This is a genomic window from Methylobacterium oryzae (genome assembly GCF_036441375.1).
Taxonomy (GTDB): domain Bacteria; phylum Pseudomonadota; class Alphaproteobacteria; order Rhizobiales; family Beijerinckiaceae; genus Methylobacterium; species Methylobacterium oryzae_A.
The window spans coordinates 1,222,733-1,237,723 of record NZ_MLCA01000001.1; the positions used below are offsets into that span (position 1 = coordinate 1,222,733).

13 protein-coding genes are annotated in these 14,991 nt (G+C 73.1%); 7 read left to right on the forward strand and 6 right to left on the reverse strand.

Going from position 1 to position 14,991, the window contains the following annotated elements; all coding sequences use genetic code 11:
- Positions 1-48: 48 nt before the first annotated feature.
- From nagZ to argS, 3 genes are all read right to left on the reverse strand, one after another.
- A complete protein-coding gene (gene nagZ / locus MOTC310_RS05880; RefSeq protein WP_331301113.1) occupies positions 49-1,053 on the reverse strand; it encodes a beta-N-acetylhexosaminidase in 1,005 nt (334 codons plus the stop codon).
- Between the two features lie 326 nt (positions 1,054-1,379).
- Positions 1,380-2,753, reverse strand: a complete 1,374-nt coding sequence (locus tag MOTC310_RS05885; RefSeq protein WP_331301114.1) for an SPOR domain-containing protein — start codon at positions 2,751-2,753, stop codon at positions 1,380-1,382.
- 48 nt (positions 2,754-2,801) lie between these two features.
- Complete coding sequence (gene argS, locus MOTC310_RS05890; RefSeq protein WP_331301115.1) at positions 2,802-4,553, reverse strand: arginine--tRNA ligase; 1,752 nt, start codon at positions 4,551-4,553, stop codon at positions 2,802-2,804.
- A 278-nt stretch (positions 4,554-4,831) separates the two neighbouring features.
- Between argS and MOTC310_RS05895 the strand changes: the two genes are divergently transcribed.
- Entirely contained in the window at positions 4,832-5,272 is a 441-nt protein-coding gene (locus tag MOTC310_RS05895; protein WP_331301116.1) for a hypothetical protein, read from the forward strand.
- A gap of 25 nt (positions 5,273-5,297) precedes the next feature.
- On the opposite strand, the gene MOTC310_RS05900 is transcribed toward MOTC310_RS05895, so the two are convergent.
- Complete coding sequence (locus tag MOTC310_RS05900) at positions 5,298-6,545, reverse strand: deoxyguanosinetriphosphate triphosphohydrolase (RefSeq protein ID WP_331290538.1); 1,248 nt, start codon at positions 6,543-6,545, stop codon at positions 5,298-5,300.
- 154 nt (positions 6,546-6,699) lie between these two features.
- On the opposite strand from MOTC310_RS05900, the gene MOTC310_RS05905 reads away from it, so the two are divergent.
- The 6 genes from MOTC310_RS05905 to MOTC310_RS05930 all read left to right on the forward strand — a co-directional run bounded on the left by MOTC310_RS05905 (position 6,700) and on the right by MOTC310_RS05930 (position 12,696).
- A complete protein-coding gene (locus MOTC310_RS05905; protein ID WP_020092036.1) occupies positions 6,700-7,026 on the forward strand; it encodes a HesB/IscA family protein in 327 nt (108 codons plus the stop codon).
- Positions 7,027-7,171: 145 nt separating this feature from the next.
- The gene (locus tag MOTC310_RS05910; RefSeq protein WP_331301117.1) at positions 7,172-9,088 is read left to right on the forward strand and encodes a hypothetical protein; all 1,917 of its coding nucleotides are present in this window, start codon (positions 7,172-7,174) and stop codon (positions 9,086-9,088) included.
- A gap of 72 nt (positions 9,089-9,160) precedes the next feature.
- A complete protein-coding gene (locus MOTC310_RS05915; RefSeq protein ID WP_331301118.1) occupies positions 9,161-9,676 on the forward strand; it encodes a DUF2165 family protein in 516 nt (171 codons plus the stop codon).
- A 215-nt stretch (positions 9,677-9,891) separates the two neighbouring features.
- Positions 9,892-10,965, forward strand: coding sequence for a YeiH family protein (locus tag MOTC310_RS05920; protein ID WP_331301119.1), 1,074 nt, complete (start codon positions 9,892-9,894; stop codon positions 10,963-10,965).
- A 163-nt stretch (positions 10,966-11,128) separates the two neighbouring features.
- A complete protein-coding gene (locus MOTC310_RS05925) occupies positions 11,129-12,346 on the forward strand; it encodes a molybdopterin-dependent oxidoreductase (protein ID WP_331301120.1) in 1,218 nt (405 codons plus the stop codon).
- A gap of 11 nt (positions 12,347-12,357) precedes the next feature.
- Positions 12,358-12,696 (forward strand): c-type cytochrome, encoded by a 339-nt coding sequence (locus MOTC310_RS05930; RefSeq protein WP_331290544.1) that lies wholly within the window; start codon positions 12,358-12,360, stop codon positions 12,694-12,696.
- 9 nt (positions 12,697-12,705) lie between these two features.
- Here the strand turns inward: MOTC310_RS05930 and MOTC310_RS05935 are convergent, their stop codons facing one another.
- Positions 12,706-13,593 carry a LysR family transcriptional regulator gene (locus tag MOTC310_RS05935; RefSeq protein WP_331301121.1) on the reverse strand — a complete coding sequence of 296 codons (888 nt, stop codon included), beginning with the start codon at positions 13,591-13,593 and terminating at the stop codon, positions 12,706-12,708.
- Positions 13,594-13,663: 70 nt separating this feature from the next.
- Entirely contained in the window at positions 13,664-14,899 is a 1,236-nt protein-coding gene (locus tag MOTC310_RS05940) for an MFS transporter (protein ID WP_331301122.1), read from the reverse strand.
- Positions 14,900-14,991: the final 92 nt, after the last annotated feature.

The window sequence follows — 14,991 nt, forward strand, 5'->3', positions numbered from 1 at the left end:
GCCACGGCCGGGGGAAGGCCGCGTTGGAAGGCCGCAAGGTGTTGCAGGTCAGGCGGCGGCGAGGGCCGCGGCGAAGCGGTCCCTGGCTTCCGCGACGTCGAGCCCGTCGCCAGCGGGGTCGAGCCGCGCCAGCGCGGCGGCGGCGCGGCGCGCGGCCGCGCCGGTGAGTTCGGGCGCCGCCGCGGCCACGGCCTGCATCTCGTCCATCGCGCCGTTGCAGTGGAGCCCGATATCGATCCCGGCCGCGAAGGCGCGCTCGGTCCGGTCGCGGAACGTGCCGGTGAGCGCGTGCATGGACAGGTCGTCCGTCATCAGCAGCCCGTCGAAGCCGATCGCGCCGCGGATGATGTCGCGGATGACGTTGGCGGACTGGGTGGCCGGCCGCTCGGGGTCGATCGCGGTGAAGACGACGTGCGCGCTCATCGCCATCGGCAGGTCGGCGAGTGCCCGGAAGGTCCGGAAATCCTGCCCCTCGAGATCCGCGCGGCTCGCGTCCACGACCGGCAGGCCGTGATGGCTGTCGCAGGTGGCGCGCCCGTGCCCGGGAATATGCTTCATCACCGGCAGGACGCCGCCGGCCATCAGCCCCTCGGCCACCGCGCGGCCGATCTCGGCGACCCGCTCCGGGCTGGTCCCGTAGGCCCGGTCGCCGATGATGTCGTGCGAGCCCGGCGCCGGCACGTCGAGGACGGGGGCGCAGTCGACGTTGATGCCGACCTCGGCGAGGTCGTGCGCCATCAGGCGCGCCCCGAGGCGGGCGACCGTCGCGGCGCTGCCGTTCAGGCGGCCGTAGCGGCCGCCGGCCGGGTAGGCCGGCCAGTGGGGCGGACCCATCCGCTGGACCCGGCCGCCCTCCTGATCGATCAGGATCGGCGCCCGGTCGGACCCGACGGAGTCCCGGAGCGCGCCGGTGAGGGCGCGGACCTCGTCGGGGGTCCCGATGTTGCGCTTGAACAGGATGAAGCCCCAGGGCTTCACGTCCCGGAAGAGAGCCCTCTCCTCCGCCGAGAGCGACTTACCGGAGCAGCCGAGGATCAGGGCGCGGGAGGTCATCAGGGACGGCTCGGAGACTGCTCGGTGGCGGCGCGACGACGGCGCGAGGACGGCGGGGGACCGCCGGGCGGTTCGTATCGATGGCGACAGAGTCGGGCGGGAACGGGGAGTCGGCAAGACCAAACCGCGGCCCGGGACCGGGGACGGCGCGATGGGGCCGCGCCTGTTGCCGCCGGGACTCGGTCGGAGGCCAGACGCGGAGGCCAGACGCGGAGGCCAGACGCGGAGGCCAGACGCGGAGGCCAGAAGCGGAGGCCAGAAGCGGAGGCCGGACGCGGAAGGCCGCGGACGGGGTGCTGTCCCGTGCGCGGCCTCCGGTCAGGGCCTCAGTTCTTGGCCACGAAGCACTGGCCGCCCTCGCCCTGCAGGGCGCTGCACAGGCTCGACGCCTGGGCCTTCTCGAGGGGTCCGACGCGGACGCGGTAGATCGTCTTGCCGTTGACCTCGGCCTGCCGGATCAGCTCGGGCTTTCCGGCGAGCTGCGCGTACTTGGCCTGCATCTGCCGGAACGCGGCCTTCGCCTCGGCGGCGGAGCTGCGCACCCCGAGCTGGACCGAGAAGCCGCCCACGGGACCGGACTTCACGGCGTCGTCGTCGGTCGTGGTGCTGGCGGTGGTGTCGGGCGCGGCCGCGCCGGCCGGGGCGACGGCGGCGATCCGCTGGGCGGCCTTCGGAGGCGGCTTCACGGCCACCGGCTTGGGCGCCGGCTGCTCGACCGCGGTCTCCGGCTGCGCGTCGACGGGTGTGGCCGTGGTCGCCGGCATGGCGGCGGCGGCCTGGCGGACGGGCTTGGACTTCGCGGGCGGCGACGCCGGCGGCTCGTCGCTGGGCAGGACCATGGTGGGGATCGGGGCCGGTCCGGCATCGGCGGCCTGCTGCTCGCGCGGCGGCGGCGCGGGCGGTGCCTCGGGCTTGACCGCGACGGTGCGGACGCGGCGGGGCTCCCCGAACGCCTCGAACGGGCCGTTGCCCGGCGTCGTGCCGCCCTGGGCACCGGTCGGCTGCGACGGGCCCTGAGCGGCCCGCGCGGCCTCGGCCACGTCGAGGGGCTGCTCCTCGCGGTTCACGATCTTGATCTGGCCGTCCTTCTTGCCCTTCGGGTCGTAGATCTGCCGGTTCTGATCCGGGATCTCGACGCCGTCGGCCACCTTCGGGGCGACCTTGAGGGGCGTGGAATCGGCCTGGACCACCGGCACGCCGCCGCCGTGGCCCGAATTGCTCAGGCCCTTGTAGGTGAGCGCGCCGGTGACGGCGATCGCCACCACGGCGACGCCGGCACCCACCGAGACGAGGCGCCGCCGCGGGTTGGCGCGGCGGAGCGCGCGGCTGTCCGCGAAGCTCTCCTCGTCGCCGGCCGGGGCCGCGCCGCTCTCCGGGGCGTAGCCGGCGCCCTCGCGGTGCGTGTCCTGCTCCACGGAGGCGAGATACTGGTCGAACGCGTCGGCCGGCGTGGCCTTGGCCGGCTCCGGGGCGAAGCTCGGCTCGACCCGGGCGTTCCAGCCGGCCTGCTGCGGGGCGGCCGGCGCCACGGCCCGCATCTCGTCCCGGGCGGCGAGGAGCGCCCGGAACGGATCGTCCTGCCCGACGATGCGGGCGAGCTCCGCCAGCGGATCGGCCTTGCTCGACGCCTGGCCCTTGTCCTGACGCAGATCGCGCGCGAGGGCGTCCAAATCGACCTGAGCGCGCGAAGCGTTCGTCATGGCAGCATCCTCACATCAACGCCGGTGACCGGCCCGATGCACTCGGGCCTATCGCATCTCGTCCGGCGCGGTCACACCGAGAATCGCAAGGCCGGCCGCCAGCGTGCTCCGCAGAGCTTCGACGAGCGCCAGCCGGGCCCACGTCGACTTTCGGTCGGTTGCATTAACAAACCGTAATTGCGGCAAGTCTTTGCCCTTGTTCCAGAAACTATGAAGCGCCGAGGCCAGTTCATAGAGGTGGAACGCGATTCTGTGCGGCTCGTGGGCCAGCGCGGCGGATTCGAGAACCCGTGGGTACTGGGCGATGAGACGCATCATCTCGATCTCGCCCGGATCGCTCAGCACGGCGAGGTCCGCCTCGCGCGCCAGCGCCGCGGCCGAGAGGTCGGCCTCCGGGAACGCCTCGCGCGCCTGCCGCTGCACCGAGCGGACGCGGGCATGCGCGTACTGGACGTAGAAGACGGGGTTGTCCTTCGACTGCTCCACCACCTTGGCGAGGTCGAAATCCAGGGTCGCATCGTTCTTCCGGTAGAGCATCATGAACCGGATCGCGTCGCGGCCGACCTCGTCGATCACGTCGCGCAGGGTCACGAACTCGCCGGCCCGCTTCGACATCTTGACGGGCTCGCCTGCGCGCAACAGCCGCACGAGCTGGCAGAGCTTGACGTCGAGCGTGGCCTTCCCGTCGCTCACCGCCTTCACGGCGGCCTGCATGCGCTTCACGTAGCCGCCGTGATCGGCGCCGAGGACGTCGATCAGCTCGGTCGCGCCCGCGAGGTACTTCGCCCGGTGGTAGGCGATGTCGGAGGCGAAATACGTGTACGAGCCGTCCGACTTGAGCAGCGGCCGGTCGCTGTCGTCGCCGAACTCCTTGGTGCGGAACAGCGTCTGCTCGCGGTCCTCCCAGTCCTCCGGCAGCTGGCCCTTGGGCGGCGGCAGGCGGCCCTCGTAGACGAGGCCCTTGGCGCGCAGCTCCGCCAGCAGCGTCTTCACGGCGCCGCTGTCCTGGAGCGTGCGCTCCGAGAAGAACACGTCGTGGCGGATGCCGATCGCCGCCAGGTCCGCCCGGATCATGGCCATCATCATGCCGAGCGCGGTCTCGCGCACCGTGGGCAGCCACGCCGACTCGGGCTGGTCGAGCAGCGCGCGGCCGTGGGTCTCGGCCAGCGCGGCGCCCACCGGCTTCAGGTAGTCGCCCGGATACAGGCCCTCCGCGATCGCGAAGGGCTCGCCGAGGGCCTCGCGGTAGCGCTGGAAGGCCGAGCGGGCCAGCACGTCGACCTGAACGCCGGCGTCGTTGATGTAGTATTCGCGCGTCACCTGCCGACCGGCCGCGACGAGCAGGTTGCACAGGGCGTCGCCGAAGACCGCGCCGCGGCCGTGGCCGACATGCATCGGCCCAGTCGGGTTCGCCGACACGTACTCCACGTTGATCGGCCCGCCGGGCAGCCGGGCGCGGCCGAACGCCTCCGGCGCGGTCAGCGCGTCGCGCAGGACCGCGTGGAAGATCGCGGGGTCGAGCCGCAGGTTGATGAAGCCGGGCCCGGCGACGCTCGCCTCGACGATCCGCGGATCCGCGCGGAGCTCCGCCGCCAGGGCCTCGCCGAGCGCCTTCGGGTTGGTCCGCGCCTCCTTGGCCAGGACCAGCGCGGCGTTCGTGGCGAGGTCGCCGTGCGACGCGTCGCGGGGCGGCTCGACCACGACGCGGCTCAGGTCGAGGCCCTCGGGCAGGTGGCCGGCGCGGGTCAGCGCCTCCACGGCCTCGCGCACGCGCGCCTCGAACAGGGCGAAGATGTTCATGGGTCTCGATCTCGCTCGCGCGGGGGTCTCGTCGCCCGGCCCGTCCGGCCTGCGCCCGCCGGGGCGGTCTAGCAAGGGGGCGGGAGGGTGTCACGGCGCCGACCGGCGCGCCGCCTGGCGGAATCCGCCCTCGCGGCACCGGTCCGGTAACCACGCGCGCGCAGCCGCCGGGTTATCCCGCGCGACGAGTACGGATCGCCCAGTGTCGGTCTTGTCTCGCCCGGGACGAAGCGGTGTCATCGCCGCCGATCGTGAGTGGGCCGATCGCGGAGTTACTGATGAAGACCTTGACGATTGCGGGCACGGCGCTCTGCGCCCTCATCCTGGCCGCGCCGAGTGCCGAGGCGGGCGGCTTCCGCGGCGGCGGATTCCACGGCGGCGGCTTCCACGGCGGCGGTTACCGCGGCGGTTTCCGGGGTGGCTACGGTTACCGCGGCGGCTTCTACGGGCGCGGCTACGGTTACGGATACCGCCGCGGCTACGGTCGGGCCCTCGGCTACGGGCTGGCCGGCGCGGGAATCGGCCTCGGGCTCGGGCTCGCTGCCGGGAGCGTCTACGGCGGTTACGGGTATGGCGGCTACGGCTACGGCTACCCGGCCGCCTACGGCGGCTACGGCTACGGCTATCCCGCCGGCTACGGTGGCTACGGGTACGGCGGGTACGGCGGCTACGGCTACGGCGGCTGCTACGGCAGCTTCACCTGCGGCTGCGGCTGCTGATCCGCGCCGGTCCCGCGCCGGGCCCTCAGGGCTCGGCGAGGGGCAGGCCCCGGCTCGGCAGCTCCCAGTGCAGGTCCGGCGTCGTCGCGTAGAGCTTGCGGTGCGCCAGGACCGCGTAGGTGTCGGTCATGCCGGCGATGTAGTCCGCGACCCGGCGGGCGATCCGGGCCTCGCCGGCATCGTCGAGGCCGGCGCTCCACTCCTCCGGCATCCGGGACGGGGCCGCGGTGAACGCCGCGAACAGGTCGTTGACGATGGCGTCGGCCTTCTTGCGCACGGCCACCACGCCCGGATGCCGGTACATCCGCTCCCACAGGAAGCGCATGATGTCGGCATCGGCCGCCGCGATCTCCGGCGAGAAGACGATGACCGGCCGATCCGCGTGCCGGATGTCCTCGACGCGGCGCGGATCCAGGGCGGCGATGCGGCGGCCGCCCTCGCGGATGACGTCCTCGACGAAGCGGGTGATCACCCGCCGGGCCAGCTCGTGGATCATCCGCGAGGGCTCCAGGCCGGGATGCAGCCGGTCGATCTCGTCGAGCAGCCCGGCCAGGAACGGGACCGCGCGCAGCTCCGGGATCTCGAACAGGCCGGCGCGCAGCCCGTCGTCGAGGTCGTGGGCCGCGTAGGCGATGTCGTCGGCGAGGGAGGCCGCCTGGGCCTCGGGCCCCGCCTGACTCCACAGGTCGAGCGGATTGAGCGCGTCGTATTCCAGGATCGCCGCCGGGATGCCGCGGGCCTCGTAGCGGGCCGTCGGCCGGCCGTCGGCGGTCAGCAGCGGGCCGTTGTGCTTGACGAGGCCCTCCAGCGTCTCCCAGGCGAGGTTCAGCCCGTCGAACCCGGCGTAGCGCCGCTCCAGCCGCGTCACGATCCGCAGCGCCTGGGCGTTGTGGTCGAACCCGCCGTAGCGCGCCATGCAGGCGTCGAGGGCGTCCTCGCCGGTATGGCCGAAGCAGGTGTGGCCGAGGTCGTGGCTGAGGGCCAGCGCCTCCGCCAGGTCCTCGTCGAGCCCGAGGGCGCGGGCCAGCGCCCTCCCGATCTGGCTCACCTCCAGGGTGTGGGTCAGTCGGGTGCGGTAGTGGTCGCCCTCGTGGTGCACGAAGACCTGCGTCTTGTGCTTCAGCCGCCGGAACGCGGTCGAGTGGATGATCCGGTCCCGGTCGCGCTGGAAATCGCTGCGGGTCGGCGAGCCCGATTCCGGGATCAGGCGGCCCCGGGTGCGGGCCGGGTCGGTGGCGTAGGCCGCGCGCCAGCGCTCACCGTTCGGTCGCACGGCATCCGCTCGCAAACTCACGCACCCTGCTCATGACGGCTCCCCGCCCGGCGCGTTGCGGCGCGGGCTTGCGGCTCATATCTTGTGGGTCAGGGCGCCCTCGGCAACGGGCCGGGGCGCGCCGTCCACCGAACGAATGCGTGGCCAGAGACCGATGGCTGAGATCACCCTGACCGCCCGCGCGGCGAAGCGCATCAACGAGATCATGGTGGCGGAGCCGGCCGGCTCGTCGCTGCGGATCAGCGTCAACGGCGGCGGCTGCTCGGGCTTCTCCTACGCGTTCGACATCACCCGCGCCCGGGAGGCGCAGGACGTCGCGATTGAGCGCGACGGCGCCACCGTGATCGTCGACCCGGTCTCCCTCGAGTACATGAGCGGCTCGACCATCGATTTCGTGAACGACCTGATCGGCCAGTCCTTCAAGATCGAGAACCCGCTCGCCACCGCCTCCTGCGGCTGCGGCACCTCCTTCTCGTTGTAGCGACCGGCTCGGCGCCGCCGCGCCGTTGCGTCCGTACGACACCGGTCCCGGCTCGGTCGCCCGGGCCGGCGTGCGCGATTGCCTCGCCCGGCAAAACGCGGCACGGCTAGGGCATCCCCGTGAGAGCCCTGGTCCGGACGCAGCCATGAACCACCCGAAGGCCCGTCTCCGCCTCCGGTCGGCCTGGGCGACGACCGCCCTCCTCGCGCTCCTCGGGCTCGCCCCGGCGCCGCTCGCCGCGCAGGAGGGGGCCGCCGCCGTCCAGGACGTGACGGTGAACGACGTGGTGATCCCGCTCGGCGGGACGCTGCTGAAGGCCCCGAAACTGACGGCGAGCGGCACGCGCCTCTCCAAGGAGGACCTCGCGGCGATCCTGCGGCCCGATTCCAGCGTGCCCTGGGAGCAGCGGCTCGCCCGGCTCGATGCCGGCAGCCTGACCGTCCCGGTCCTCACCTCCGAGAACGCGGGCCCCGGCGACAACCGGCAGACCGTCACCTACCGCGACGTGGTCGCCCGCGACATCCGCGCCGGCCGGGTCGGCGAGCTGACGGCGGCCGGCGCGACGGTCAGCTCCGTGGCGGGGCCGAATCGCGGGTCCGGGACCTACGGTCAGGTGCGCGCCACGGACCTGGATCTCGCGGCGCTCAGCCGGCTCTACACGGTTCCGGGTGACGGCAAGGGACCGGTCCAGCGCGTCTACGGGACCATCCAGGTCTCGGACGTCACCTACTCGGACGCGCGCGGCACCACGGTGAAGATCGCCCGCCTCGACGGCCGCGACCTCGGCGGCCGGCAGGTCCCGGACGGCTGGGCCGGCGCCTTCGCCATCGTGGCCAACGGCTTCGACGGGTCCGGCGACCGGCGCCCGCTCGCCGCGGCCGCCGCCGATCTCATCGACGCCACCTCGGTAGGCAGCCTGGAGATGCAGGGCCTGAGCGTCAGCGACACCGACCCGAAGGGACCGGTACTGTTCGAGATCGGCCGCGCCGCCTACACGTCGACCGGCGCCGAGGGCGGCACCACCCTGGACAACCTGTCGCTGACCCGCGGCCCGCTGCGGATCCGCGTCGGCCGCGTCGCCGCGCTGGGGACGTCCCTGGCGCCGACCGTCGCGACCCTTCAGGGCATCGCCGCAGAGCCGACGGGCGGGGCCGGCTTCTCCGACGTCGAGATGCGCCGCCTGACGCCGAAGCTCGGCACGCTCACCCTCACCGACCTGACGGTCGATCTGCCGCCCGAGGCCGAGCCCGAGCGGGTGCCGCCCCGCGACGTCCGTCCCCCGGCCCGCGGCGCCCTCCCCGAGCCGGGCCGGCCGGGCAAGGCGACCGAGCCGAAGGGGACCGAGAAGACCGCGGATCCCCTCGCGGTCACGGTCTCGCCGCGGCCGGCACCCCGCATCGCCCTGCGCGAGGCGGCGCTCGCCTTTGGGCCGCCGACCGAGGGCGTGCCCAGCGCGACCCGCATCAGCCTCACCGGCCTGAGCCTGCCCGCCGACCTGCTCGCCGGCGCGCCGATCGTCGGCCTGCTGCCGGCCTACGGCTACCGGGACCTCGACCTCAACCTCGTGGCCGACGCGAGCCTGGACGAGAAGGCCCGCGACCTCGCCCTGCGCGAGGTCACGGTGTCCGGCCGCGACATCGGCACCGTCCGCCTCTCCGGCACGCTGGGGGGCATCGGGCCCGAGCTGTTCTCCGGCACCCTGCCGGCGGCGACCATGGTGATGTTCTCGGGGAGCGCCAAGACCCTCGACCTGACGGTGGAGAATGCCGGCCTGTTCGAGCGCTTCCTGGCCGCGCAGTCGAAGGACCTCAGCCTCAAGCCGGACGAGTTGCGCAAGGAATACGTCACCGCCAGCCTGCTCGGCGTGCCGGTCATCCTCGGCAACAGCGCGGCCGCCAAGGGGATCGGCGCCGCCATGGGCCAGTTCGTGATGAAGCCCGGCAAGCTCGTGGTCCACGCGAAGTCCAGGGAGCCCGCGGGGATCGGCTTCATCGACCTCGGCGCGGCGCGGTCGCCGGCCGCGGTCCTCGACCGGCTCGAGGTCGAGGCGAAGGCGAACTAGGAGATCCGCGATCGGTTCGGGCCCCGTCCGGGGCCGGTCTCGACGCGGGAACCTGTGTCGGAGGGGCCGTCCATGCTCGCTATCCGCCTCTCGAAAGTCGCCCTCGTCGCCGCCCTGGCTCTGACCTGCACGCTGGTCGTGTACGGCAACATCGTCGAGCCGGCGGTGAACCTCGCCTTCGTGCAGCACGTCCTGTCGATGGACACGATCCTCCCAGATTCCGGGATCGCCAACCGGGCGATCACCGACCCGGCGCTCCAGCGCGCCGCCTTCACGCTGATTGTCGTCGCGGAGGCTGTGACGGCGCTCCTGCTCTGGACCGGGGCCGCGCTGATGATCGCGCGCGCGCGCGCCCCGCGCGGGGACTTCGCCCGGGCCAAGGCCTGGGCGATCGCCGGCCTGAGCGTCGGCTTCCTGGTCTGGCAGGGCGGCTTCCTGGGCGTCGGCGGCGAGTGGTTCGGCATGTGGATGTCGGCGACCTGGAACGGCCAGCAATCGGCCTTCCGCTTCGCCATGACGGTGCTCGGCGTCCTGATCTACGTCGCCCTGCCGGAGACTGAGGATCCGGACGGGATCCGCAGGGTCTGACTCCGCGCGGCCGACGCCGCGCCCGTCATGTCGGCTGGAACCGGCCGCGTCGCTTCCCGATCGCGCGGCCGCCGCCGTAGGCCGCGCTGCGGCCTGCCGTCCCGACCGGTCGCACCGTGACCGTTCTGAAAGTAAGATCGGTATCATCGAAAAGTTCTGTTGGATTGATTGCTGGCGCGGAGGGACGATGGGCCTCGACCCCGGAGCCCAGCGCCATGCCGATCCAGATCACGCCCGTTCCCATCGCCAGCCGCCTCCGCGGAATCGTGCCGGGGCTCGGCCTCTGCCTCTTGGTCACCCTCGTCGCCTACGGCCTGGAGGCCGCGGAGGTGGCGCTGCTCGGCCGCGCCTGGCTGGAGGCGCTCGTCCTCGCCATCGTGCTCGGCACGGCGCTGCGCACCGGCTGGAATCCCGGGCCGCGCTTCGCCGCCGGCATCGCCTTCGGCGCCAAGACGGTGCTCGAACTGGCCGTGGTCCTGCTCGGCGCTTCGCTCAGCCTGGCGACGCTGCTGTCGGGCGGTCCCGGTCTCCTCCTCGGCATCGCGGGCGTCGTGGCGGTCGCGATCGCCGCCAGCTACGGCATCGGCCGCGCCCTCGGCCTGCACCCGCGCCTGGCGATCCTCGTCGCCTGCGGGAACTCGATCTGCGGCAACTCGGCGATCGCCGCGACGGCGCCGGTCATCGGCGCGGACGGCGACGACGTCGCCGCGTCGATCGCGTTCACCGCCGTCCTCGGCGTCCTCGTCGTCCTCGGGCTCCCGCTCCTCGTGCCGCTGCTCGGCCTGTCGCCGACGCAGTACGGCGTCCTGGCGGGCCTCACCGTCTACGCCGTGCCGCAGGTGCTGGCCGCGACGGCGCCGGTGGAGGCCCTCAGCGTCCAAGTCGGCACGCTGGTCAAGCTCGTTCGCGTGCTGATGCTCGGCCCGGTCGTGCTGGCCCTCTCGGTCGGGGCGAGCCGGCTGCGACCGGAGATGGTCGGGCCCGTCGCCGCCGTCGGGCGCGCGGGCGCCGGTCGCGGCGCGCTCCGTCGGCTTGTGCCGTGGTTCATCCTGGCGTTCCTGGCCGTGGCCGGCCTGCGCTCGGTCGGGCTGATCCCGCGGACCGCCCTGCCGGCGATCGCCGCGACCGCCAACCTCCTCACCGTCGTCTCGATGGCCGCCCTCGGGCTCGGGGTCGACGTGCGCAGCGTGGTCGGGGCCGGGACGCGGGTGACGACGGCGGTGGTCGCCTCGCTCGCCGCCCTCACCGGCGTCAGCCTCGTCCTGATCCGACTGCTCGGCATCGCCTGATGCCCCGGTTCGGAGCACCCGCTCCCGCGTCGAGCGTGGGAACGATCAACCTGTCCGCGCCGCGCCGGACGATCTCCGGGAGCGGGCGGCCCGCGGCACGCGGATCCGCACATCGCGGAGCGGCGGGAGCCGACACATTCCGCACCAACGAGGAGACACAGCCGTGAGCCATACCTCCCTTCCTCGCCGCGCCGTGCTGGCCGGTCTCGGCCTCGGCGGCCTCGCCGCGGCCGCGCCGGCCTGGGCCGCCGGCACGGTCCGGCTTCCCCTGCCCGGCGGTCCCGGCCTGCGCGCCATCACGACGGACTTCCCCGGCAAGGGGCCGATGATCCTCCAGCGGACGCGGCCCCCGCTCCTCGAGACGCCCTTCGCGGTGTTCGACGCGGGCGTGTTCACCCCCAACGACCGCTTCTACGTGCGCTGGCACTGGGCCGAGATCCCGACCAGCGTCGACGCTGAGGCGTTCCGTCTGACCGTGCGCGGGCACGTCGAGACGGCGCTGTCCCTGTCCCTCGACGCTCTCGCCCGGATGCCGCGCTTCGAGATCGCGGCGGTCAACCAGTGCTCCGGCAACTCGCGGGGCCTGTTCGTGCCGCGGGTTCCCGGCGCGCAATGGGCCCACGGCGCGATGGGGAACGCGCTCTGGGCCGGCGTGCGTCTCAAGGATGTGCTCGACCGCGCCGGCGTGAGGGCCGGGGCCGTGCAGGTGCGCTTCGCCGGCCTCGACGAGCCGGTCGTGAGCGGCGCGCCGCACTTCCGGAAGTCCCTGGCCCTGGACCACGCCCGCGACGGCGAGGTGATGATCGCCTACGCGATGAACGGCGCGCAGCTTCCGCTGCTCAACGGCTTCCCGCTGCGCCTGATCGTTCCGGGCCGGTACTCGACCTACTGGGTCAAGATGCTGTCCGACATCGAGGTCCTGGACACGCCCGACGATCAGTACTGGATTAAGACCGCCTATCGCATCCCGGACGTGCCGGGCGCGGATGTCCGGCCCGGCCAGACCGGCTACGGGACGGTACCGATCGACCGGATGGTCCCGCGCGCCTTCGTGACGAACCTGCAGGACGGCGGCCGGGTGGCGGCCGGCGCGCCCTTGGCCGTGCGCGGCATCGCCTTCGGGGGCGATTGCGGGGTCAGGACCGTGGACGTCTCCGGCGATGGCGGCGCGTCGTGGATCCCGGCCCGGCTCGGGGCCGACGCGGGCGCCTACAGCTTCCGCCGCTTCGCGGTCACCCTGCCGGCCTCCGCGGCCGGCACCCGCGCCATCACGATCCGCTGCACGAACACGAACGGCCTCGCGCAGCCGCTGGACCCGATCTGGAACGGGGCCGGCTTCATGAAGAACGGCGTCGAGACCGTGACGGTCCAGGTCGCCTGAGGAGGAGCGCCATGTCCCTGACCCACATCGCCCGGTGCCTGTCCGCGCTCGCCCTGCTCCCTGCCCCAGCTCTCGCCGGTCCGCCGCCCGAGCCGATGCGCTTCACGTCGCAGCTGGTCGAACTGCCCGGCTCCGACCGGGTCTTCCCGCCCGGTCCGGGAGCCGAGGCGGTCAACAACACCTGCCTAGCCTGCCACTCGGCCGGGATGGTCCTGACCCAGCCCGCCCTGACGCGGGCGCAGTGGAGCGGGATCGTCGACAAGATGATCCACAGCTACAGGGCGCCGGTCGACCCGGCCGACCGGCAGGCGATCATCGACTACCTCGCCGCGCTCAGGCCGCAGCCCTGACGGCGCCGTTCACGGCGTACCCGCCCGGATCACACCGAGCAGGGCGTCGGCGGCGAGGCTCCGGTACCGTTCCCTGTGACGCAGCATCCGGAAGGTCCGCGTCGGCAGCGGGAACGGCGCCGCGACGACGGCACCGGCGGCGAGCGCGCCCGCCACGACGGCCTCCGACAGGACGCTCGCGCCGGCGCCGGCCTCGATCGCGGCGAGCACGGCCTCGTTCGAGGGAAGCTCGAGCGTCACCAGCAGATCCGCGAGCGAAACCCCCGCCGAAGCGAGCGCCGCCTCGAAGACGGCGCGCGTTCCGGACCCCGCCTCGCGCAGCACCCATGTCTGACCCGACAGATCAGCAGCCGTCAGCGCGGTTCGGGTCGCGAAGGGGTGGCCGGCCGGCACGACCAGAACGAGCCGATCCTGGGCGACCGTCGCACTCGTCAGTGCCGGATCCTCGACCTCGCCCTCGACGAAGCCGAGTTCCGCCGACCCATCCGCGACCGCCCGCGCCACCTCCGCGCTGTTGCCCACGGCGAGGCGTATCGTGATCTCCGGGTAGGCGGCCCGGAACGCGACGAGATGGCGGGGCAGCCAATGGCTGGCGATGGTCTGGCTCGCATGGAGGCGCAGGCTCCCCCGCCGCAAGCCGCTCAGGTCGGCCAACACCCGCTCGGCCGCCTCTGCGCGGGCGAGCACCGCGCGGGCCTCCTCCAGGAAGATGCGCCCGGCATCGGTCAGCTCGATGCCGCGGCCTACCCGGTGGAACAGCTTCACCGCGTGGCGCTCTTCCAGCCCGGACACCGCGGCGCTGACGGCGGACTGGACGATGTTCAGCGCCTCGGCCGCACGGGTCACGTGCTGGCGCTCGGCGACCGCCACGAAGATGCGCAACTGATCGAGGGTCATCGACGGGCTCGGCGACCTCCTCGCAGGCGTCGGGCGACCACCCTTCCGGTCCACCTCGTCCGGTGGACCGTCATCGGGCGCTTCCGCGAGGCCGATGCACGTCGCGGACCGTGGCGAGAACGAGCGCGCCCGCCGCCAGCGCCAGGGGTGCGAACGACACCCGGAGCACCGTGTCCCAGCCGTAGCTCGTCAGCAGGCCGCCGGACGAGAAGGAGCCCACGGCCACCATCCCGAACACGATGAAGTCGTTGATCGACTGCACCCGCGTCCGCTCCTCCGGCCGATGACAGTCCAGCACCATCGCGGAGGCGCCGACGAAGCCGAAATTCCAGCCGACGCCCAGGAGGATCAGGGACAGCCAGAAATGCGCGACATCCACGCCCGCGAGCCCGACGAGCGCGGCCACGCCCGTCAAGGTGAGACCGGTCGCCACCACGCGGGAGGCGCCGAAACGCGTGATCAGCCGCCCGGTGAAGAAGCTCGGGCCGTACATGGCGATGACGTGCCATTGCAGGCCGAGATTGGCATCCTCCTGCGCGTGGCCGCACAGGCGCATGGCCAGCGGGGCGGCCGTCATGACGAAGTTCATCAGCAGGTAGGACACGGCCCCGCAGATCACCGCGAGCACGAAGCGCGGCTGGGCCAGAATGACGGCCAGCGGTCTTCCACCGGAGACGGCCTCCGCAGCCGGTCGGGGCAGGCGGACGCCGAACAGGACGAGGGCAGCCGCAGCAGCGACGGCCGCCTGGGCCAGGAAGGTGGCCGCGAACAGGTAGGGCGGCCACAGGTTCATGGTGTGGGTGACGAGCTGCGGCCCGATCACGCCGCCGAAGACACCACCGGCCATCACCGCGGACAAGGCCCGCGGACGCCGTTCGGCCGGCACGCAATCCGCGGCGGCGAAACGGAACGAGAAGACCACGGCGGCATAGGCGCCGCCGAGGAACATCGCGGCGCAGAACAGCCAGAAGCTCGCCGCCGCGATGGCCCAGGCCGAGAGCAGGCCGACGAGCACACCGCACCCGGTTCCGAGCATGAAGACGGTGCGGCGCCCGTACCGTCTCGCGACGCTGCCGGTCGGGAGGGCGCAGGCAGCCATGCCCACAACGAAGATCGAGATCGGCAGCGTGGCCAGGACTTTGCTGGGCGCGAGCATATTGCCGACGACCGCGCCGGTCGCGAACACGACGGTCGAGTTCGCACCGGCGAGCGCCTGCGCCACGGCCAGTCTGATCACGTTGCCGGTCCCGGACCGGCTGGCCACCACGGGTCCGAGGTCGGTGGCCGAGTGGGACGTGCTGGACATCGGGACGCTCAGACCTCGACAGGCCGCCACCGGGATCGGGCCGGCAACGCGCCGTGCCCAGGACCTGCCGCGCGGGATCAGGTCCGATGAGC

What these genes read in the sequence shown, in the direction of transcription:
- nagZ (WP_331301113.1), bottom strand. Translation starts at nt 1,053, where the DNA reads ATGACCTCCCGCGCCCTGATCCTCGGCTGCTCCGGTAAGTCGCTCTCG.
- MOTC310_RS05885 (WP_331301114.1), bottom strand. Translation starts at nt 2,753, where the DNA reads ATGACGAACGCTTCGCGCGCTCAGGTCGATTTGGACGCCCTCGCGCGC.
- argS (WP_331301115.1), bottom strand. Translation starts at nt 4,553, where the DNA reads ATGAACATCTTCGCCCTGTTCGAGGCGCGCGTGCGCGAGGCCGTGGAG.
- MOTC310_RS05895 (WP_331301116.1), top strand. Translation starts at nt 4,832, where the DNA reads ATGAAGACCTTGACGATTGCGGGCACGGCGCTCTGCGCCCTCATCCTG.
- MOTC310_RS05905 (WP_020092036.1), top strand. Translation starts at nt 6,700, where the DNA reads ATGGCTGAGATCACCCTGACCGCCCGCGCGGCGAAGCGCATCAACGAG.
- MOTC310_RS05910 (WP_331301117.1), top strand. Translation starts at nt 7,172, where the DNA reads ATGAACCACCCGAAGGCCCGTCTCCGCCTCCGGTCGGCCTGGGCGACG.
- MOTC310_RS05915 (WP_331301118.1), top strand. Translation starts at nt 9,161, where the DNA reads ATGCTCGCTATCCGCCTCTCGAAAGTCGCCCTCGTCGCCGCCCTGGCT.
- MOTC310_RS05920 (WP_331301119.1), top strand. Translation starts at nt 9,892, where the DNA reads ATGCCGATCCAGATCACGCCCGTTCCCATCGCCAGCCGCCTCCGCGGA.
- MOTC310_RS05930 (WP_331290544.1), top strand. Translation starts at nt 12,358, where the DNA reads ATGTCCCTGACCCACATCGCCCGGTGCCTGTCCGCGCTCGCCCTGCTC.
- MOTC310_RS05935 (WP_331301121.1), bottom strand. Translation starts at nt 13,593, where the DNA reads ATGACCCTCGATCAGTTGCGCATCTTCGTGGCGGTCGCCGAGCGCCAG.
- MOTC310_RS05940 (WP_331301122.1), bottom strand. Translation starts at nt 14,899, where the DNA reads ATGTCCAGCACGTCCCACTCGGCCACCGACCTCGGACCCGTGGTGGCC.